Origin of the sequence: Dokdonia sp. Hel_I_53 (assembly GCF_007827465.1) — a bacterium.
In the GTDB taxonomy this organism is placed as follows: domain Bacteria; phylum Bacteroidota; class Bacteroidia; order Flavobacteriales; family Flavobacteriaceae; genus Dokdonia.
In genome coordinates this window covers 1,690,429-1,711,944 of record NZ_VISL01000001.1, presented here as the reverse complement: position 1 = coordinate 1,711,944, position 21,516 = coordinate 1,690,429, and the positions used below count along the sequence as shown (strand labels likewise).

Annotated in this window: 16 protein-coding genes; 10 read left to right on the top strand and 6 right to left on the bottom strand. The window is 36.3% G+C overall.

Annotation, left to right across the window (positions count from 1 at the left end):
• Nucleotides 1–46 precede the first annotated feature (46 nt).
• Nucleotides 47–481: a potassium-transporting ATPase subunit KdpA gene (locus OD90_RS07665; RefSeq protein WP_144668560.1), complete on the top strand. Its 435-nt coding sequence runs from the start codon at nucleotides 47–49 to the stop codon at nucleotides 479–481.
• Nucleotides 482–567: 86 nt separating this feature from the next.
• Here OD90_RS07665 and OD90_RS07660 read toward each other — a convergent pair whose 3' ends face one another.
• Nucleotides 568–1,626 (bottom strand): endonuclease/exonuclease/phosphatase family protein, encoded by a 1,059-nt coding sequence (locus OD90_RS07660; protein ID WP_222430160.1) that lies wholly within the window; start codon nucleotides 1,624–1,626, stop codon nucleotides 568–570.
• A gap of 146 nt (nucleotides 1,627–1,772) precedes the next feature.
• On the opposite strand from OD90_RS07660, the gene OD90_RS07655 reads away from it, so the two are divergent.
• On the top strand, nucleotides 1,773–4,544 hold the full coding sequence (locus OD90_RS07655; RefSeq protein ID WP_144668559.1) for a carboxypeptidase regulatory-like domain-containing protein: 2,772 nt from the start codon (nucleotides 1,773–1,775) through the stop codon (nucleotides 4,542–4,544).
• Nucleotides 4,545–4,574: 30 nt separating this feature from the next.
• Nucleotides 4,575–5,984 (top strand): DUF5689 domain-containing protein, encoded by a 1,410-nt coding sequence (locus OD90_RS07650; RefSeq protein ID WP_144668558.1) that lies wholly within the window; start codon nucleotides 4,575–4,577, stop codon nucleotides 5,982–5,984.
• A gap of 85 nt (nucleotides 5,985–6,069) precedes the next feature.
• Here OD90_RS07650 and OD90_RS07645 read toward each other — a convergent pair whose 3' ends face one another.
• A complete protein-coding gene (locus tag OD90_RS07645) occupies nucleotides 6,070–7,053 on the bottom strand; it encodes an endonuclease (RefSeq protein ID WP_144668557.1) in 984 nt (327 codons plus the stop codon).
• A 69-nt stretch (nucleotides 7,054–7,122) separates the two neighbouring features.
• Here OD90_RS07645 and hflX point away from each other — a divergent pair, with 69 nt between their 5' ends.
• From hflX to scpA, 5 genes are all read left to right on the top strand, one after another.
• The gene (hflX, locus tag OD90_RS07640; RefSeq protein WP_144668556.1) at nucleotides 7,123–8,355 is read left to right on the top strand and encodes a GTPase HflX; all 1,233 of its coding nucleotides are present in this window, start codon (nucleotides 7,123–7,125) and stop codon (nucleotides 8,353–8,355) included.
• A 57-nt stretch (nucleotides 8,356–8,412) separates the two neighbouring features.
• The gene (gene udk / locus OD90_RS07635) at nucleotides 8,413–9,021 is read left to right on the top strand and encodes a uridine kinase (RefSeq protein WP_144668554.1); all 609 of its coding nucleotides are present in this window, start codon (nucleotides 8,413–8,415) and stop codon (nucleotides 9,019–9,021) included.
• 88 nt (nucleotides 9,022–9,109) lie between these two features.
• Entirely contained in the window at nucleotides 9,110–9,373 is a 264-nt protein-coding gene (locus tag OD90_RS07630; RefSeq protein WP_315897470.1) for an FtsB family cell division protein, read from the top strand.
• Complete coding sequence (locus OD90_RS07625; protein ID WP_186434729.1) at nucleotides 9,366–10,730, top strand: methylmalonyl-CoA mutase subunit beta; 1,365 nt, start codon at nucleotides 9,366–9,368, stop codon at nucleotides 10,728–10,730. The genes OD90_RS07630 and OD90_RS07625 overlap by 8 nt, the downstream gene beginning before the upstream one ends.
• A gap of 60 nt (nucleotides 10,731–10,790) precedes the next feature.
• Nucleotides 10,791–12,917: a methylmalonyl-CoA mutase gene (gene scpA / locus OD90_RS07620; protein ID WP_144668548.1), complete on the top strand. Its 2,127-nt coding sequence runs from the start codon at nucleotides 10,791–10,793 to the stop codon at nucleotides 12,915–12,917.
• Nucleotides 12,918–12,999: 82 nt separating this feature from the next.
• Here scpA and OD90_RS07615 read toward each other — a convergent pair whose 3' ends face one another.
• Both OD90_RS07615 and OD90_RS07610 read right to left on the bottom strand, forming a co-directional pair.
• Nucleotides 13,000–13,740 carry an SDR family oxidoreductase gene (locus tag OD90_RS07615; protein ID WP_144668546.1) on the bottom strand — a complete coding sequence of 247 codons (741 nt, stop codon included), beginning with the start codon at nucleotides 13,738–13,740 and terminating at the stop codon, nucleotides 13,000–13,002.
• A 150-nt stretch (nucleotides 13,741–13,890) separates the two neighbouring features.
• The gene (locus OD90_RS07610) at nucleotides 13,891–14,430 is read right to left on the bottom strand and encodes a hypothetical protein (RefSeq protein WP_144668544.1); all 540 of its coding nucleotides are present in this window, start codon (nucleotides 14,428–14,430) and stop codon (nucleotides 13,891–13,893) included.
• Nucleotides 14,431–14,542: 112 nt separating this feature from the next.
• Here OD90_RS07610 and OD90_RS07605 point away from each other — a divergent pair, with 112 nt between their 5' ends.
• On the top strand, nucleotides 14,543–17,293 hold the full coding sequence (locus OD90_RS07605) for a 2-oxoglutarate dehydrogenase E1 component (RefSeq protein WP_144668542.1): 2,751 nt from the start codon (nucleotides 14,543–14,545) through the stop codon (nucleotides 17,291–17,293).
• Nucleotides 17,294–17,358: 65 nt separating this feature from the next.
• The gene (gene odhB / locus OD90_RS07600) at nucleotides 17,359–18,615 is read left to right on the top strand and encodes a 2-oxoglutarate dehydrogenase complex dihydrolipoyllysine-residue succinyltransferase (RefSeq protein WP_144668540.1); all 1,257 of its coding nucleotides are present in this window, start codon (nucleotides 17,359–17,361) and stop codon (nucleotides 18,613–18,615) included.
• A gap of 301 nt (nucleotides 18,616–18,916) precedes the next feature.
• Here odhB and OD90_RS07595 read toward each other — a convergent pair whose 3' ends face one another.
• Both OD90_RS07595 and OD90_RS07590 read right to left on the bottom strand, forming a co-directional pair.
• Nucleotides 18,917–19,582 carry a response regulator transcription factor gene (locus OD90_RS07595; RefSeq protein ID WP_144668538.1) on the bottom strand — a complete coding sequence of 222 codons (666 nt, stop codon included), beginning with the start codon at nucleotides 19,580–19,582 and terminating at the stop codon, nucleotides 18,917–18,919.
• 10 nt (nucleotides 19,583–19,592) lie between these two features.
• Nucleotides 19,593–21,491: a tetratricopeptide repeat-containing sensor histidine kinase gene (locus OD90_RS07590; protein ID WP_144668536.1), complete on the bottom strand. Its 1,899-nt coding sequence runs from the start codon at nucleotides 21,489–21,491 to the stop codon at nucleotides 19,593–19,595.
• Between the last annotated feature and the right edge of the window lie 25 nt (nucleotides 21,492–21,516).

The window sequence follows — 21,516 nt, the reverse complement described above, 5'->3', positions numbered from 1 at the left end:
TTTGATTTTATAAAGTATATTTGATTCTCAACATAAAATTTTTAAAATGTATTCAGTAGTTCAATTTGTCCATTCGTATTGGGCCTATGTAGTAGTGATCGTCTTGGTTGTAGCCACATTTAATGCACTTTCAAAATATTTTGGTAAGAAGGAATACGGTGGGCGAGATATGAGCCTAGCACTATTTACCTTAATTACTATGCACTTGCAGCTTTTAATAGGTTTAGTGTTATGGTTTGTTTCTCCTAATGGTTTATCTGCCATTCAAAATAACGGTATGGGGGGGCTTTCTAGCGAGGCTAGGCAATTGGCTGTTGAGCATCCTACATTAATGATCGTTGCCGTAGTTTTGGTAACTATAGGGTATTCAAAACATAAAAAACAACGTCTGTCAACTCCTAAATTTAAGAAAATAGCTTTCTTCTACGCATTTGCTTTAATTGCCGTCTTGGCTATTATTCCATGGGGGCAGTGGTTTTAATGATTTATAGAAAACCTTGTAGAAAAGAAAAAACCTCAAGTTTATAGCTATAAACTTGAGGTTTTCTTTTCTTATAAAGTTTATTGTTAGTTCTCCTCTACTTCCTTAATAAGTAGTACATATACTGGAAAGTGATCACTATAACCACCTGTATACCCATTTGCAAAACTTCTATAAGGGTATCCTTTGTAACGACCTTTAGGATTAGTAAGATAATTTTCATTGAAAATCCCAGCCTTATAATATCGATAGGTGCTAAAATCTTTATCAAGTAATGGTGCAGTAACAATTATTTGATCAAAAAGATTCCATCCATCTCTATATGCCAGTGTGCCTATGCCTTTTTTAAACATAGGCTCCATAGGGTTGTAGAGTAATTTATCTTTTACTTTATCTCTATCTCCAGAAGCTTTCATAACTTTCTTTACGCTTGGGCTTGTAGGGTCATCATTAAGATCTCCCATAGTAATGATTTTTGCGTAGGGGTCATTACTTTGAAGACTATCTATTAATTTCATATTAAGCGCTGCAGCTGCCATTCGCTTTTTACGACTACGCGCCTCTCCTCCTGATCTTGATGGCCAATGATTTACAATGACGTGTATCAAATCTCCATCTAGCATACCAGATACCAATAATTGATCACGCGTAAACCGTCGCTTAGTGGGATCTTCATTATCATAAATAAGCAGTTCATGTTTGCTTATGTTGGTAGGTTTAAACAGTGATTTTTGATACATCAAAGCGACATCGATACCGCGCCTGTCTGGTGAGTCAAAATGTGCAATGCCATAATCTTTTTGAAGTAATTGAGGATCATTTGCTAGTGCCTCAACAGTTTTTCTGTTTTCAACTTCTGCTAGTCCTATAAGCGCCGGAGCATTATTTGTAATGTCAGCTCCTATCTCAGAAATTACTTTCGCCATTTTTGAGACCTTATCCGCATAAATCTCTTCCGTCCAATTATCCTTACCATCAGGAGTACGGTCATCGTCAAAGGTAACTGGGTCATTTTCTGTGTCAAATAAATTCTCAACATTATAAAATGCGATGGTATGGGCTCGATAGGATTTTTTTTGCTGCGCTTTCGCGAAAGCAGTAACAAGCATAATCGTAGCTATAACAAGGTACTTAGTCTTTTTCATCTAATAAGGTGTGTTATCTTTTTGTAAATTATTTTGCATAGAGCGTGCCAAAGGTAATGAAATGTAAGATTTTAAGTATTTTTGCCCGCTAATCGTAACGGTTTCTTAATAATAACCGTTCTAAAGACTAATTATTAATTATACATATGAAGCAATTTACTTTAAGTTTTGTTCTTGTCATGATGGGCCTAGCAGCTTGGTCTCAAACACAGGTGACAGGAACTGTGATTGATGCAATCACATCAGAACCGCTTCCAGACGTTACAATTCGTTTAGAAGGGGGTTCTATGGAGACTATGACAACTGCTACAGGAGTTTTCGAACTTACTGGGGTAGACGCTGTTGGAGATCAAATTCTTTTGATACTGAAAGAAGGTTTTCTCACAAAAAGACTTCCTATTATTTTAATTTCTGGAGAAGTGGTAAACGTAGATACTATAACTATGGATATTGATGTCTCTGCAGAGCAACAGCAGATAGGTCTTATATCACTTTCAGATAACGATGTGAATAGCGACGACGATAATCTAGGAAACTTCAATGTTTCTGGATTACTCTCAGCAGGAAGAGATGTCTTTCTTAGTGCTGCAGCATTTGACTGGAGCGCAACGTTTTTCAGACCTCGAGGTTTAGATAACCAAAATGGAAAGGTTCTTATCAATGGTGTTGAAATGAATAAACAAGACACCGGAAGACCTCAATGGGGTAACTGGGGAGGTCTTAATGATGCACAACGCAATAGAGAATTTGCAAAATATTTAAGTCCTAGTGAATATAGCTTTGGTGGACTTGCTGGTACCACAAATATTGTAATGAGAGCTTCTCAAGAGCGTAAAGGTGGTCGAGTATCATATGCAGCGAGCAATAGATCTTATCAAGGAAGGATAATGGCAAGTTATAACTCAGGCCTTAACGCAAAGGGATGGGCATATAGCGTTCTATTAGGTAGACGTTTTGGTAACGAAGGCTTTCAAGACGGAACATTATATGATGCAAATTCTATGTATGTTTCTGTTGAGAAGAAGATTAATGATGAACATAGTCTCAATTTTTCTGGTTTTTATACACCTAATAGACGTGGTAGATCAACTTTCATTACTCAAGAAATCTTCGATCTAAAAGGTAGAACTTATAACCCTAACTGGGGGTATCAAGATGGTGAGAAACGTAATTCTCGTATTAGAAATATTGAAGAGCCTGTTTTTATGTTAAACCATTATTGGGATATCTCAGAGAAAACCACAATAAACTCAAATGTGGCTTATCAATTTGGAACTATTAGAAATAGCCGTATAGATAACGGACGTTTACGTAACCCTTCGCCTAACTATTACCAGTTATTACCTAGTTATGCGCTTCAAGACCCGAATCCTACAGCTTATGATTACCAAAATGCATACCTTTTACAGCAAGATTTTATCAATGATGGTCAGCTTGATTGGAATTCGCTATACCTTGCAAATACAGGAGAGTTGTCAAAAATCATCATCCAAGATGATGTAACGAGCGACAATCAATTAACAGTAAATTCAATCATAAATTCTCGCATAACAGATGCTATAACAATAGATGGAAATTTAAGTTATAGAGGTCTAAGAAATGAAAGTTATGCTCAAGTGCGGGACCTTCTAGGAGGTAATGGCTTTAGAGATATTGATAACTTTGCCATTAGTGAGAGTCAAGATGGACAGGGTGGCGCAACACCACAAAGTGATGTGAATAATCCTAATAGAATTGTAACAGAAGGAGACCGCTATAAATACAATTATGAGATAGATGCAGATGTTGTTTCTGGATTTATACAGGCGCAATTTAAATACAACAAAGTAGATTTTTATCTTTCTAGTACAGCAAGTAATACAACATATCAACGTAACGGATTATACGAGAATGGATTTTTCCCAGGGGACGCATCTTTTGGTAAAAGCGAGAAATTATCTTTTACAAATGGAGGTGTAAAAGCGGGAGCTACTTATAAAATTACTGGGCGTCACTTATTTGATGTCAATGCTGGTTATTATACTACTGCTCCAAATACACGAAATAGTTTTAGTAACGCTCGTCAAAACAATGATGTCGTAAGAGGTTTGGAAAGTGAGAAAGTGCAATCAATAGACGCGAGTTACATTTTTAGATCTCCTATCGTAAAGGGACGCCTAACAGGATTTTATTCTGGATTTAGTGACGGTACTGACATAGGGTTCTTTTTTACAAATAATAATATTGGAGCATCTTCATCTTCTTTTGTGCAAGAAATTACCACTAACATCGATAGAAGAAATATAGGTGCAGAACTAGGAGTTGAGGCGCAAGTATTGCCTACCTTAAAATTAAAGGCAGCTGCATCTGTAGGACAATATACCTACACTAATAATCCAGAAATTTATTATACGTCTACAGCTCCACAATTTGGTACAGACACTAATGACACAGTAGCTCTAGAAAACCTTCACGTATCTAGTGGTCCAGAAAGAGCCTACCAAGTAGGTTTTGAATATCGTGATCCAGATTTTTGGAATTTTAGTTTAACAACAAACTATTTTTCAAATGCTTATATTGATGTAAGTAACATTAGAAGAACTTCTAATTTTTTAAGAGATGTTGATGGTCAACCTTTTAACGATTACAATCCAGAGATAGCAAAGGGGTTATTAAAGCAAACTGAGATAGATGATTACTTTTTAGTGAATGTAACTGGAGGTAAGTCTTGGAGAGTGGGAGACTATTTTATTGGTTTTTTTGCAACGATAAACAACGTACTTGATGAGACTTACATCACAGGAGGTTTTGAAGACTCAAGAAGAGCAAACTATAGATCTCAGTTAGAAGAATCTCAAAGAGAGACTCCAGTTTTTGGAGATCGCTTGTTCTTTGGTCCTGGGACTACTTACTACGTAAATGCATACGTAAGATTTTAAAAAAAACATTAGATTAATAAGATATAGATTATGAAAACAATAAATTTAACATACGTATTTCTGGCTATTATAGCTTTATTTACTACCGTAAGCTGCGTTAATGATGATGATTACACAGTGCCAGATCTAACAGGAACAGATCCTGTATTTGCAGATGGACAGGTTACAAGTGTAGAAGCACTTAGAAACCTTTTTCTACAGGAAGGAGAAACAGTAGACCTCTCTGATTCTACACAATATGTAGAAGGGTATGTAATAAGTAGTGATGAAGAAGGTAACTGGTTTGAAGAGATTATCATTCAGAATAGTGCTTCAGAGCCTACAGCTGGTCTTCGTGTATTAATAGATGAAAGCCCACTATTTACGTATTATGAAGTGGGTCGTAAGATTTATGTAAAATTAGAAGGGCTTCATTTAGGTGAAAGCAATGGAGTACTAACCCTTGGTGTAACAGAAAACCTTGAGAAAATTCCTGCACCACTTCAATTTGATTACATTGAGAGATCATCTATTGTTGAGACTATAGTTCCAGTTCAAACTACGATAGCAGATTTTAGTGAAGATCTTGAGAACATATTTGTACAACTTACAAACGTACAATTTGCAAAAGAAGAGGTTGTTGATCAATCATTGACATTTGCAGGTGAAGCTACAGATGAGTTTGATGGAGAACGCATTATATTCAGTTGTGATTCAGAACAAACAGTTCTTTTAAGCACAAGTACCTTTGCAAGTTTTAAATCAGTTCTACTTCCTACAGGAAGAGGAACTATTTCGGGTGTATTAACACGTAACTTTTTTGGTGATACTTTTAATTTAGCGATTAATGATCTATCAGATGTAATGTTAGAAGATGAAAATCGTTGTGATCCAGTAGAAATTGATTGTGGTTTAGCCGCAGTTGCTGGAATAAACGTATTATTTGAGGATGATTTTGATGGGCAAACTGTAAACAGTCCTATTTCTGGAAATGGTTGGACTAATTTTATTGAAGCTGGATCAGAACAATGGGAGGCATATTCATCTACGTCAAACAGCGTTTCAATAGGTATTTCTGCTAGAGTTGGAGCTTTCGGATCTGGTGATGCTTCAACAATCTCTTGGTTAGTAACACCACTAGTAGATTTTACTGCAGAAGATGGTGAGACATTAGAGTTTTTAACATCAAACAGTTTTTCTGATGGTAGTACTTTAGAGTTATTATACTCTAGTGATTGGGATGGAGTACCTGCAAATATTCCTAATGCAACTTGGGACGTCCTTCCAGCAGCATATATCACACAAGATGATGACAATTTTAGAGAGTTTTACGAGTCAGGTATCGTAGACCTATCATGTGTTGAAGCTGCTGGTTACATTGCCTTTAGATACAATGGATCTGGGGCAGCAGATTTTGATGGTACATATGAACTTGAAGGTGTTCAAATAAAAGCAAACTAAGAAATTCAATTCGCTTTCGCGAAAGTGATCAAACAATAAAAAGACCCACTGCTCAATGTAGTGGGTCTTTTCTTTTATTTACAAGTTAAGAGTTTAAAGTAGCAGTAAATATGCTGTACACAGGGAAGTGATCGCTATACCCTCCCAAGTATCTATCACCAGCATATGTGCGAAATGGATTGCCCTTAAATCTTCCTTCAAATTCTGTAATAAAGAAGTCATTAAAAATGTCTGACTTATCGTAAAGCAGCGGATTTTTATGCATTTTCACAAAATTGTTGGTCATTAGGATCTGGTCAAATATGAACCACTCAAACTTATGATTTAAGCTTCCAGCATATTTGGTGCCTAAGTATAACATTGGGTTATATAGATCTGTCTTTGCGAGATGCGTCTTAATACTCTCGCTGTGTGGGCCGTCATTAAAATCACCCATGACGATTATGCGTGCATCTGGATTGGCTGCTAAGATGTTATCAATGATTTCACGATTGCGAGCAGCAGCAGTAATACGTTTATGCGCTGTATCATTTGCTCCTTGTCTTCTAGAAGGCCAGTGATTTACAAGAATATGCACTGTAGAGTCGTGCAAATTACCTTTGACATATAATATGTCACGAGTATAGTCTCGACCGCCCTCCTTTGCCTCGAGCATAAGAGTAATAGGTTTACTTTCTATAACTATAAAGTCATTCTTCTTATACAATAGTGCTACGTCAATACCTCTTTCATCTGGAGAATCATAATGCACAATACCAAAGTTCTCTTCCTTAAGTCTATCTGTAGCGATGAGATCTTCAAGAACACTTTTGTTTTCAACTTCGGCTACCCCTAGAATTGACGGAGCGGTGTTTGTTTCAATCCTCCCTATTTTTGAAATCACACTGGATAACTTTTCTAACTTTTTCTCGTACTTATAAGTGTTCCAATTTCTGATACCTTCTGGAGTAAAATCATCGTCTAGGTTATGAGGATTATTAGTGGTGTCAAAAAGATTTTCAAGATTGTAAAAGGCGATACAAGTGTTTTGTTTTTGTTGCGCTTTCGCGAAAGCGGAATTATCCTCCATAAAATAAGTCTTAACTGTGTAGTGCAATTTAGGTAAAAAGACTGCACCTCATTTGCTACCTTTGTATATATGCTAGAAAAAGAACAAATAGAATATGAAAAGTGCGTGCTTGTAGGGTTAGTCACCCAAAAGCAAGATGCAGATAAGATGAATGAGTACCTTGATGAACTAGAATTCCTGGCGCATACTGCCGGAGCCGAAGTTCTTAAAAGGTTTACCCAAAAGCTAGAGCGTCCTAACCCTAAGACTTTTATAGGGACAGGTAAGATGGAAGATGTTGCTGCTTATGTAGAGCAGCATGAGGTGGGAACCGTAATCTTTGATGATGAACTTACACCAGCTCAACAAAAGAATATTGAGCGATTGCTTAAATGTAAGATTGTAGATAGAACGTATCTTATCCTTGATATTTTTGCTCAAAGAGCCCAAACAAGTTATGCAAGAACGCAAGTAGAACTTGCCCAGTATGAATATTTATTACCTAGACTCGTTGGTTTATGGACACACTTAGAGCGCCAGCGTGGAGGTATTGGAATGCGTGGTCCTGGAGAAACGGAGATTGAAACAGATAGACGTATCGTGCGTGATCGTATCTCATTGCTTAAAAAGAAAATTAAAACGATAGATAAGCAAATGGCTACCCAAAGAGGGAACCGTGGTGCATTGGTAAGAGTAGCGCTTGTCGGGTATACAAATGTGGGGAAAAGTACGCTCATGAACGTAATTAGTAAGAGCGACGTCTTTGCTGAGAATAAATTGTTTGCCACCTTAGATACTACCGTACGTAAAGTAGTGATTGGGAATTTACCTTTTTTACTTTCTGATACTGTTGGTTTTATCCGTAAACTTCCAACACAGCTTGTAGATTCTTTTAAAAGTACGTTAGACGAAGTACGCGAGGCAGATTTATTGTTACATGTGGTTGATATTTCGCATCCACAATTTGAAGATCATATTGCCTCTGTAAATCAAATCCTCGATGAGATTGAGAGTATGGATAAACCTACGTTAATGGTGTTTAATAAGATAGATGCTTATAAAGCTGAGGCATACGATGAAGATGACCTCATGATAGAACGCACAGGTGCTCATTATTCTCTTGAAGAGTGGAAAAACACATGGATGTCTAGAACTAATGGGGATTCAATATTTATTTCGGCACTCAATAAAGATAATTTTGAAACCTTTCGTAAGAAAGTTTATGATCGTGTGAGAGAAATACACGTTACTCGTTTTCCATACAATGCATTTTTGTATCCTGAATATGAAGATCAAGTAGATGCAACGGGAGAGGAAGAGTAAGAAATACGCTTTCGCGAAAGCGTTTAAAACAATATACATTTAAATAAATTAGGTAGCATGCTTATAATTGGCGTAGGTGGCGGTACAGGTAGTGGCAAAACCACGGTCGTAGAACAGATTGTATCAGATTTTCCCCAGGGACAAGTCTCTGTCATATCACAAGATTCTTATTATAAAGATTTATCGCATCTCTCTCGAGAAGATCGTACTAAAGTTAATTTTGACCATCCTAATGCTATAGATTTTGATCTTCTTTGCGAGCACTTAAGTGAGCTCAAGCAGGGACGTTCTGTATTAGAGCCAGTCTACTCTTTTGTAGAACACAACAGAACAAATGAGACAGCACTCATAAGCCCAACAAAAGTCTTAGTAGTTGAGGGAATTCTAATATTAACAGACGCTACTATTAGAGATTTATTTGATATTAAAGTGTTTGTGCATGCAGATAGTGATGAGCGTCTTATACGTCGTCTTAAAAGAGATATAGCAGAGCGTGGCCGTGACCTAGATGAAGTATTGACGCGATACCAAAGCACGTTAAAACCCATGCATCAACAATTTATTGAACCCACAAAAGAATTTGCAGATATTATTATACCTAACAATAGGTATAATACGGTAGCTGTAGATATCGTTCGTAGTATTATAAACGAACGTGTAAGCTAGTCTTTTTATATATTTACTAATGGGTCTCAAAGAGCTAAAAGCAAAAAAGTGGTTCAAAATTTTAAGCAATAAATACTTGCTAATTTTTTTGATTTTTATTGTGTGGATGTTCTTTTTTGACGGTAGTTCATGGTTATTGCACCGCGAGCTTAATCAAGAAATAAAAAAATTAGAAGGAAATAGAGATTATTTCCAGAATGAAATCTCCACAGATAAAGAACAAATCGAACAATTACAAGACAGTGCAGGATTAGAGCGATTTGCCAGGGAGGAATATCTCATGAAAAAAGATAACGAAGAGATTTATATCATCGAGTACCAAGACAGTATTATAAAAAATAATAATGAGTAAATTATTTTCAGAGTTTGAGCCTGTATCTTCAAAAGCCTTTAAACAAAAAATTCAATTTGATCTCAAAGGCGCAGATTATAATGAGATACTTATATGGCATAGTAACGAAGGTATAGATGTAAAACCATTTTATCATCGGGAGGATATGGATCAAAACTTTCTTTCTGTAGCGATGCCTGAAAAATGGTTTGTGGGCGAAGCGATTTTTATTGCAAATGCATCACAATCTGCAAAATCTGCAAATAAAGCGATTAATAATGGTGCAGAGGCAATTTATTTTACCGCAGATCAAAAATTTGAAGCCAAAGAATTATTTGATAAACTAGAATACATAGAGGCTCCCTTATATTTCAATCTCCAGTTCTTAGATGTTCTGTTTTATGAGGAGATATACGCTTTCGCGAAAGCGTATAAAATTAATATAAAATTGGATATCATTCATCATTTGGCTAGTGATGGAAATTGGTTTACCAATCTAAAAAAGGATCATCAAGCCTTTGCTGAAATTTTGAGAGGTCATGTTAAAAGTATCTCAATAGACACCACCTTATATCAAAACGCTGGTGCCACGATGGTGCAACAACTTTCTTATGGTGTTGCACAACTTACAGAATATTTACATTATTGTAGTGAGCAGGAATGCACAATTGACGAAGTTGTCTTTGAAGTTGCTGTTGGGACAAATTATTTTTTTGAGATTGCAAAATTAAGAGCTTTTCGGGTACTCGCTCAAACTCTTTTTGACGAGTTTGAAACTGTTACAAAAAATGCTGTGATCAAAATTATTGCTCACCCTTCTACCCGCAATAAGACCATATACGATTACAACACAAATATGTTGCGAACAAGTACAGAATGTATGAGCGCAGTGTTGGGAGGTGCAGATTGGGTGGTAAATCAGCCTTATGATGCATTATATCATAAAATCAATGAATTTGGGCAGCGTATTTCTAGAAATCAGCTTATTATTTTAAAAGAAGAGAGCTATTTTGATGCTGTTCAAAATGCAGCAGATGGAAGTTATTATATAGAATCACTTACAACGCAGTTAGTAGAAAAAGCTCTAGAGCTTTTTAAAGATATTGAAAGAAACGGAGGGTTCTTGAGTCAGCTTAAAGCAGGTACCATACAACGTAAGATAGAAGAAAGCGCAAGTGCTGAACAGGCACAATTTGATAGCGGGGAAATTACCCTATTAGGTACAAATAAACATCCAAATATTCTAGATAGAATGAAGGACGAATTAGAACTATATCCTTTTCTAAAAATCAAACCTCGTAAAACTTTAATTGCTCCAATTATCCCAAAAAGACTCGCAGAAAATATTGAGAAAGAAAGACTCAAAATGGAGTCTTAAAGAATAAACACTTGTGTTTATTTAAAATTTCCCGAGAAAATAATACTTTAAATTTCAAAAATGAGTAGAAAAGACTTGCAACATATCACTCTTAGAAAGGATGCTAAACAAAAGCAGTCTAACATTAAGGAGTCAAGCACTACTGCTGAGAATATTGAGGTTAAGAAAAACTATACTCAAAAAGATATTGAAGAGTTAGAGCACCTAGATTTTGTGGCTGGAATTGCTCCAAATTTAAGAGGTCCTTACAGTACAATGTATGTTCGTCGCCCTTGGACGGTAAGGCAGTACGCAGGTTTTTCTACAGCAGAAGAAAGTAACGCATTTTATAGAAGAAACCTCGATGCAGGTCAAAAAGGGCTCTCAGTCGCATTTGATCTTGCAACACATCGTGGGTATGACAGTGATCATGATCGTGTAGAAGGAGATGTAGGAAAAGCAGGAGTGGCAATAGATTCTGTAGAAGATATGAAACTGTTGTTTGATAGCATTCCACTTGATAAGATGTCTGTCTCTATGACCATGAATGGAGCAGTGCTTCCTATAATGGCATTTTATATTGTTGCTGCAGAAGAGCAAGGCGTAGACTTAAAAGATCTTTCTGGAACTATCCAAAATGATATTTTAAAAGAGTTTATGGTGCGTAATACGTATATCTACCCACCAAAACCGTCTATGCGTATCATTTCAGATATATTTGAATATACGGCAAAGGAAATGCCAAAGTTCAACAGTATTTCAATTTCTGGTTATCATATGCAAGAAGCAGGAGCTACTTGCGATATAGAGTTAGCCTACACCCTTGCAGATGGTCTAGAGTATATACGAACAGGGATTGCTGCAGGAATGGATATCGATAGTTTTGCTCCTAGACTTTCGTTTTTTTGGGCTATCGGGATGAATCATTTTATGGAGATTGCAAAGATGCGTGCTGCGCGAATGTTGTGGGCAAAAATCGTAAAGCAATTTAATCCTAAAAACCCAAAATCTTTAGCACTACGCACGCATTGTCAGACCAGTGGTTGGAGTCTTACCGAACAGGATCCTTTTAATAATGTAGCGCGTACTACTATTGAAGCAGCTGCGGCAGCATTTGGAGGAACCCAGAGTTTACACACAAATGCCCTTGACGAAGCGATTGCCTTGCCTACTGATTTTTCTGCACGTATAGCTCGTAATACCCAGATTTTCTTACAAGAAGAAACGCATATTACTAAAACGGTAGATCCTTGGGCAGGTAGCTATTATGTAGAATCTTTAACTCATAATATAGCAAACAAGGCTTGGGAGCTTATTCAAGAAGTAGAGGAGCTTGGCGGGATGACAAAAGCCATAGAAGCAGGTATCCCGAAGTTGCGCATTGAAGAAGCTGCTGCTCGTAAACAAGCTCGTATTGATAGTGGTCAGGATATTATTGTGGGCGTTAATAAATACAGACCTACAGAAGAGGAACATTTAGATATTCTTGATGTAGACAATACAAAAGTTCGTGAGGGTCAACTACGTCGTCTTAAATCTATAAAAGATACAAGAGATTCAAAGAGAGTTGAAGAAGCCTTAAAAAATCTAACTGCTGCGGCAAGGGATAAAAATGAAAATTTATTGGCTTTAGCGGTGATTGCCGCAAGAGAAAGAGCTACTTTAGGTGAGATTTCAGATGCTTTAGAGCAAGTTTATGGAAGACATAAAGCTGCAATCCAATCTTTTAGTGGTGTATATAGTAAAGAAATGAAACAGGATCCCGCTTTCGCGAAAGCGCAACAACTCGCAAATCAATTTGCCGAACAAGATGGACGCCGTCCTAGAATAATGGTGGCAAAAATGGGGCAAGATGGCCACGACAGAGGTGCGAAAGTAGTAGCTACTGGTTATGCAGATATAGGATTTGACGTAGATATAGGGCCCTTATTCCAAACGCCAAAAGAAGCTGCTAAGCAAGCGGTAGAAAATGATGTACATATTTTAGGTGTATCCTCTCTAGCTGCGGGTCATAAAACATTAGTACCACAAGTAATAGAAGAATTGAACAGACTTGGTCGTCCAGATATAATGGTGATTGTAGGTGGTGTAATCCCTCAACAAGATTATCAATTTTTATTTGAAGCAGGAGCAGCAGCAGTTTTTGGACCAGGGACTAAAATAAGTGAAGCTGCTATCGCCTTGTTAGAAATTATGATAGAGCAATAGGTGGTATTTTTTTAAACTTTATTCTTATATAAACTAAAAAACCTCACAATTAGAATTGCGAGGTTTTTTTATTAGACTATTATTATTTCTGTTCACTAGGAACTATATAAACATCATTTATGTTTACACGTGCCGGTTGTGTAAGGGAATAATAAATTGCATTTGCAATATCTTCAGCTTTTAGTGTCGTCATTTCCATCATCTCCTTCATTTTATCTTTGATATCTTCATCAGTAATGGTGTCTGTCAAACTTGTTTCAACTGCTCCAGGCTCAATAGAAGTTACGTTAATACCATATTCTGGAGCAAGTTCTTGTCTTAATCCTTCTGAGAACATTTTTACAGCAGACTTCGTGGCACAGTACACAGCTCCTCCAGGAAAGTAACGATGAGCTGCCATAGAAGAAATATTTATAATATGTCCTCCTTTATTTTTTTTCAGTTCTGGTAGTACCGCAGCTACTCCATTAAGAACGCCTTTGATGTTTACGTCCACCATTTGCTCCCATTCATCAGTTTTTAATTTTTCAATGAATGATAGAGGCATTAATCCTGCGTTGTTAATTAAACCATCTACTTTGCCAAATTCAGAAACGGCTTCTTTAACTGCATTATCAAAATCACTTTTTTTAGTGACGTCACCACTTGCAACAAGGGCTTTTCCGCCGTTGTTTTCGATTGCAGATTTCAACTCTTTTAACTTGTCTGTGCTTCTAGCCATTAGTACAACATTAGCTCCATTATCAGCTAGTTTGTGAGCTGTCGCTTCTCCGATACCACTAGAAGCTCCAGTGATAATTATTGTTTTGTCTTTCAATTCCATAATTTCTTTTTAACAAAATTATTAATCTTTAAAAGAAGCATCAATCAATTTGTCGTGTTGTTAAGAGGTATTTGTGTAGATTTTAACATGTACAACAATTTGTTAGGAAGGAATAATCAACGATAATGATTGGATATGATTAAAAACTTGCTAAAAATATACCCTTACAAAAGGTAACCAAGCGTCTGCATAAACACTGTCATTATCATTATAAAGCAAGTTATACCGTATTCCTATAGCACCAAGGCCTTGTCCACCAATGTTTAATCGATAACCAGCGCCTACAAATAAACCAGTGTTCCAAAAATTAGGTATATCTGGTTCTCCATCAATAGATTGAGACACTCGAAGTTGTTCAATTTCTGTTGATAACTGAAGAAAATTTGTAGGATTGTATAGAAAAATTGCACTACCTCCTATAAGCGAAGTCTTATAATCCCCAAATTTTTGGAAACTGTAATTTAATCCTGGGCCATAAGCGATATAAGAATTAGGTTGATACAGCGCACTAGGAGAAACAGAAATTTGCGTATAACCTCTTGAGAAATTCAACCCTAAACCACCGCCAAAGTGAACTTTATTCCAAAAATCATTCTTCTTCTCCACCTCAAATTCTTGTGAAAAAACTGATTCTGAAAATATAAGTGGGAGTATGATTACTAATGAATAAATTTTTATAAAGCGAATCATTCGGTATAAATTATTAATTCTATGTTATAAATATATGGATTATATGCCCTAAAATGTTAATTGTTGTATTTTTGTATTCCAATCGTAAAAACGACGACTAGACGTCACAACAATGGATAAATTTTCTTTTCTAAACGCAGCACATACATCATACTTTGCAGAGCTTTACGATCAATACTTACATAATCCAGATAACGTAGAACCAAGCTGGCGAGCTTTTTTTCAAGGTTTTGATTTTGGATTAGAAAGTGGAGAGGCTTTTTCTGAAGAGCAAGAGGTTGCTCCTGTAGCGCTTCCAGAAGGTATGCAAAAAGAATTTATGGTAGTCCGACTTATTGACGGGTACCGTACTCGAGGCCACTTATTTACAGAAACAAATCCTGTACGTGAGCGACGTAAATATTCGCCCACATTACATATCACAAATTTTGGTTTAGACAATCAAGATCTTGATGTGCAGTTTGAAGCTGGCTCTATATTAGGATTAGGTAAATCTTCATTGCGTGAGATCATAAAACACCTTGAAGCTATTTATTGTGATGCTATTGGTATTGAATATATGTACGTGCGCAATCCAGATGAAATTAAGTGGATACAAAACTGGTTAAACGTTAATGATAATCACCCTAAGTTTTCACCTGTTGAGAAAAAACACATCCTTAAGAAACTAAATGAAGCTATATCATTTGAAAGTTTTTTACATTCCAAATATGTAGGACAAAAGCGCTTTTCTGTAGAGGGAGTTGATGCACTTATTCCAGGTTTAGACCATCTCATTGAAAAAGCATCAGATAAAGGTGTAAAACAATTTGTGATGGGAATGGCTCACCGTGGCCGTCTTAATGTTCTTGCAAATATTTTCAAGAAGTCACCAGAAAAGATTTTTAGTGAGTTTGATGGGAAAGAATATGCAGAAGACGCACTTTTTGATGGAGATGTAAAATATCACATGGGCTGGACCAGTATGCGTAAAAGTAACTCTGGAAAGGATATTAGAATGGATTTAGCGCCTAATCCATCACACCTAGAAACGGTCAACGCTGTTGTAGAAGGCATCTCTAGAGCAAAACTTGATAATGAACTTGATGGAGATGAGAAAGCGATCCTTCCTATTTTAGTTCATGGTGATGCTGCAATTGCTGCACAAGGTGTGGTATATGAAGTTATACAAATGGTGCAACTTGAAGCTTACCGTACAGGGGGAACAATCCATGTAGTTGCAAATAATCAAGTTGGTTTTACAACCAACTATCTAGATGCTAGATCATCAACATATTGTACAGATATTGCCAAGGTTACTTTATCACCTGTTTTACACGTAAATGCAGATGATGTAGAGGCTGTTTGTCACGCATTCACCTTTGCTCTTGAGTTTAGAATGGCTTTTGGTAGAGACGTATTTATTGATATTTTAGGATATCGTAAATATGGGCATAATGAAGGAGACGAACCTCGCTTTACGCAACCACAATTATATAAAGCTATAGCAAAACATGATAGTCCTCGTGATATTTATGGAACTAAGCTTTTTAAAGAAGGAATTATAGACGAAGGTTATATCAAGCAATTAGAACTTGATTATAAAGATGAGTTAGAAGATGATCTAGAAGAGTCTCGTAAAAAGGATAAAACTGTCATCACAGAAATTCTTGCAGATGATTGGGATGGTTATAAGCTAGGTAAACGAGAAGATATCATTGCCGGTGTAGATACTACATACGATTTGAAAAAGCTTGATACGCTTGCAAAAGGAATAACTACGCTACCAAAAGATGTAAAATTTTATCGCAAAATAGAAAAGATTATTGCAGATCGCAATAAGCGTTATTTTGAGACAGATAATTTAGACTGGGCAATGGGAGAATTGCTTGCCTACGCGTCTCTTATGGAAGAAGGTTTTAATGTTCGTATGTCAGGTCAAGATGTAGAGAGAGGAACATTTTCACACCGTCACGCAACAATAAAGCCTGAAGGAAGTGATACAAAAGAAGTGAATCTTCATAATCTATTAGAGGTTGAAGGTGAAATGTTCATCTATAACTCTCACTTATCAGAATATGGTGTTGTAGGATTTGACTATGGTTATGCCATGGCAACCCCTAAAACATTGACCATATGGGAAGCACAATTTGGAGATTTTTCAAATGGAGCTCAAATAATGGTAGATCAATACATTTCTGCTGCAGAGTCAAAATGGAAAACACAAAATGGTTTAGTGATGCTGTTACCACATGGCTATGAAGGCCAAGGATCAGAACATTCTAGTGCTAGAATGGAGCGTTACTTACAGATGTGTTCTAGAGAAAATATGATTGTTGCAGACGTAACAACGCCTGCAAACTTTTTTCATCTGCTACGCAGGCAAATGAAATTCAATTTCAGAAAACCTCTTATCATATTCACACCTAAGAGTTTGTTGCGTCACCCTAAAGTGATTTCAACTAAGGAAGAGCTCGCACAAGGAAGTTTCCAAGAGGTGATTGATGATGTAAATGTTGACAAGAAGAAGGTGACTTCACTAGTTTTCTGTACAGGTAAATTTTACTATGATCTTCTAGAAACAAGAGAAGAAAATGGACGAGACGATGTAGCACTAGTTCGCATAGAGCAGTTATTCCCGCTTCCTGTAGAGAAACTCGAGGAGATTATCAGTAAGTATCCAAATGGAATTGATATTTGTTGGGCACAAGAAGAGCCAAAGAATATGGGGGCTTGGGCACATTTATTGCTACATTGGGAAGAGAGGAATTTACGTCTTGCATCTAGAAGAATGTACAGTTCTCCAGCTGCAGGAAGTAGTACTAGATCAAAAGCTCGTCACAAAAGAGTAATTGAAGATGTATTTAATACACCGAAACAATAAGTAAATTTAATAACACAGCGGAGTTAATTTTTCCGCTTTCGCGAAAGCGCAATAACAACCACGATATGTTAGAAATGAAAGTCCCTTCTCCGGGAGAATCCATCACAGAAGTAGAGATTGCACAATGGCTAGTTGAAGACGGCGATTATGTAGAAAAAGACCAGGCTATTGCAGAAGTTGATAGCGATAAAGCAACACTAGAGCTTCCAGCCGAAGCATCTGGTGTAATTACACTCAAAGCAGAGGAAGGTGATGCTGTCGCTGTAGGAGCAATAGTGTGTCTCATTGATACGGATGCTGAAAAGCCTGGAAGTGATGATCAATCTACTGATACATACATCGACGAAAATGAGAAGAAAGCAAGCCCTTCTCCAGACTTAGATGAGCAACGTATTGAGACACCTAACACAGAAGAAAAAGCAGACTCTTTAAAGGAAAAAACGTATGCCTCTGGAGTAGCAAGTCCTGCAGCTAAAAAAGTACTAGCTGAAAAGAACATGGATCCTGCTACTGTAAAAGGAACAGGGCGTGATGGTCGTATAACAAAAGATGATGCAGTAAATGCTAAGCCATCAATGGGCACGCCAGGTACAGGTACTCGTGGAGAGTCTCGTAAAAAACTATCTATGTTACGTCGCAAAGTAGCAGAGCGTCTTGTGGAAGCAAAAAATACTACTGCAATGCTTACTACGTTTAACGAAGTTAACATGCAGGCTATATTTGACCTTCGTTCTGAGTATAAAGAGGATTTCAAAGCTAAACATGGTGTAAGTCTCGGCTTTATGTCATTCTTTACGTTAGCAGTAGTTCGTGCATTAGAAATGTACCCTTCTGTAAACAGTATGATTGACGGTAAGGAGATGCTTACGTTTGATTATAAAGATATTTCAATTGCAGTATCAGGTCCCAAAGGACTTATGGTACCAGTAATGCGTAATGCAGAGAATCTTTCCTTTCGAGGAGTTGAGAGTGAAGTAAAAAGACTTGCCTTAAGAGCCCGTGATGGAAAAATAACTGTAGACGAGATGACTGGGGGAACATTTACTATTTCAAACGGAGGTGTTTTTGGATCTATGTTATCAACTCCAATTATAAATCCGCCACAATCAGGTATCTTGGGGATGCATAATATTGTAGAGCGTCCTGTAGTAATTGATGGAGGTATAGTGGTGGCACCTATAATGTTTGTTGCACTTTCTTATGATCACCGTATTATTGATGGGAAAGAATCTGTTGGATTCTTAGTGGCAGTAAAAGAAGCTTTAGAAGATCCGATTAATATTCTAATGGATGGAGATATTAAAAAAGCGTTAGAATTATAGAGCCAATAGCATATTAAATTAACGAACCCATACATCAATATGTATGGGTTTTTTTATGAGCATTAAAAAATGCCTACTCTTTAAAAGAATAGGCATTTTACGTAGGGGAATTGATTAATGGTACTATTTAAGTTATATAAAACCCTTATTCAGAGAATAAGGGTTTTATAAGGCTCTTTCCAGCTAATTTCTTGAATTAAACCCTTAATAGAAAAGAACCGTAGGGGACTCTAAAGGTAATAAGGTTTAAATGTAAAATTTGGCGGTTTTCCGCCAAAAGAGGCTTTTTTTTTGAAAAAAGTCAAATTAATCTCAAATCAGTCAATAATCTTACTAAATGTATTGTGGTTTTTGCCCCAAATTCACCTTTCAATTCTCTCAGTCTTCTTTCAATAGACCTTTTACTGTAAGGTTTTAAATTTTTAGATTGGAAATAATCACTTATTTCCTCTACAGTTGATCCTTCTGATAGTAATCCTAATAATTCAATGTCATAATTACTGATCTCTACTAAATTTTTTTGCTTAACGGCATCTTCCAAGTTTTTAGAGACATATTTTTCATCTCTATATACGGCTTTAATGGCATCTTTAAGATTTTCTAAGCCCTTTCTATCTTTACAGACATAACCATCTATTAATCCAGATTGCCATAGTGTGTTAAACCGTTGTGGGTGATCTTCCATAGAATATACAATTACTTTTAATGAAGGGTCTACTTCCTTTAAAGCTTTAAAAAGTTGCTCGCCTGAAGTAAGTCTCTCATCTCGATGTGAGTCTTTAAAAGATAGATCAGTGATAAGAAGATCAAAAGAAGTGTCTGTTACATATGCTTTTTTAAATTTAATATATGCTTCATCACAATATTGAGCATGTGTAATTTCAAGTATATCCAGTTGTTCTAAAATGGAGGCTACACCTAGCTTTATGTTATCTATATCCTCTGCAGCCAAAACTTTTTTAAACATATATTTCTTTTTAGATTGGGATAGAAATTTCTGCACGAAAACCTTCATTAACGGCAGAGTCAAATTTTATGGTTCCTCCTATAGATGCGAGTCTGCTATCCATATTTTCTAACCCACCTAATACATTTTCTCTGAGAAAAACTCCTTTACCGTTATCACTATAGTTGATTTCTAATATACTAGTAAATTCTTTAAATACCAGCGCTACAAAAGAGGCCTTACTGTGCTTACGCATATTCGTCATAAGTTCTTGTAAAACCCGATAAATTTCTATTTTCTTTTTGCCATCTATTTGATTCCAATTTACAGATTCTAATCCTCTCAAAATTAATTTTCTATCATCAGATGTATAGTTTTGCAAACTCAGTGCAAGCTCATTGGAAAAAGAGTTGTCTGTGCTTATAGGTTGTGTTTCCCTTGAGATGTCTCTAGTTAGCTTATAAATGTGTTCTAATTTATCTGCTAAAACTGGTTGTGTACGAGTATCTTCTAATTGTGTCATCACAAGATAAATTTCGTTTGCCAGTTCATCGTGTAATTTTTTTGCAATACGTTTTTCAGTGTTGTAAGTGTCTAAAAGGCGTTGTTTTTTTATTCTTTCTTGTTGGTATAAGAGAAATACAGTTCCAATTAGTAAAAAGCTTATCAGTCCAGCAAAGGCCCAGTTACGACGTCTCACCGCTTTGTATTCCCTTAATTCACTTGCAGATTGTGCGTTAAGAGCAATAGATTCTCTTTCTTCGGCTTTTTCAACGTCAAAGCGTAATTTTGCAAACTCAAATTTAGCTTTATTCTGAGCTGAGGTAAGCGAATCTGAAAGTGCTGAATATTCTCCAAAGAGCACATTTGATTGTTCAGTTACAGGAATCAGAAAATCCAGTGCTCTTACTATTGCTTCTGTGTTTTGTAATTGGCGCGCGATGTTATAGGCTTGTTGTGCATGATATCTTGCTTTTGTGTCATTATTTTGAGATGCAAAGATTTCAGATAGATGGATATGACTGGCATATTCACCAGGGGCATCATTAATTTCTTGTCTTGATTTTAAGGATTTTTCTAATAGTTCAATGGCGTCTGTTGCGCCTAGTTTTCCCTTTACGAAAGCAAAGTTATCAAGTAACCTATACCGCATAATGGGATCTGTTATGCTATTATACTCTAGCGCGATGTTTAATGTATTCATTGCATCATTGTATCGTCTGGCTTTAGTAAGTGTAATGGCATAATTGTTAAGTAATGATACTCTAGATTTAGGGCTATTTTCTAGTTGCAAAGCCTTTCGATGATTTTGAATAGCTTCCTGCCAAAGCGAACGTTCTCTATATATTCTTCCTAAGACGTCATAAAACCATGCTAGTTCAGATTTGTCTTTCACGGCGTTACTGTAATCTAAAGCATTTACAATAGTATATTCTGCTCCTACAAGATCTCCTTTTTGCGACTGTATAAAACTCAAACTTTTAGAGGTCATCACAAATTTTAAACTATCTTTTAGTATTGTGTATAGCTCTAAAGCGCGAGAATAGTTCTTAAAGGCTTGTAATTGCTTTTTTTGTTTTGCAAAAAGCCTCCCCTTCTTCTTGTAGGTATCGGCAGTTATTTGAGGCTCTCCTGATTTTCTAGATAGCGAAATTAAATTATCTGCTTCTAATATTGCTCCATCATAATTACCAGAAATGTTCAATAATGTCAATCTGTAGTCTAGAACTCTAAAGTATAAAGAATCAGATATATTTTTTGCTATTGGTATTATCCTTTCTAAAGCCAGTAATCTCTCATCAAAAGAAAGTGACTTGCTTTCTGCCCGTTTTTTTAAACTGTCTAAAAGCAAATCAGAGTTATTTTGAGCCGATATGTTAAAGTTGCATAAATAACCCGTTAGTACAAGAAGAACAATAATTTTATTCATTCTCCTAAGATAAGAGTTTAATTAA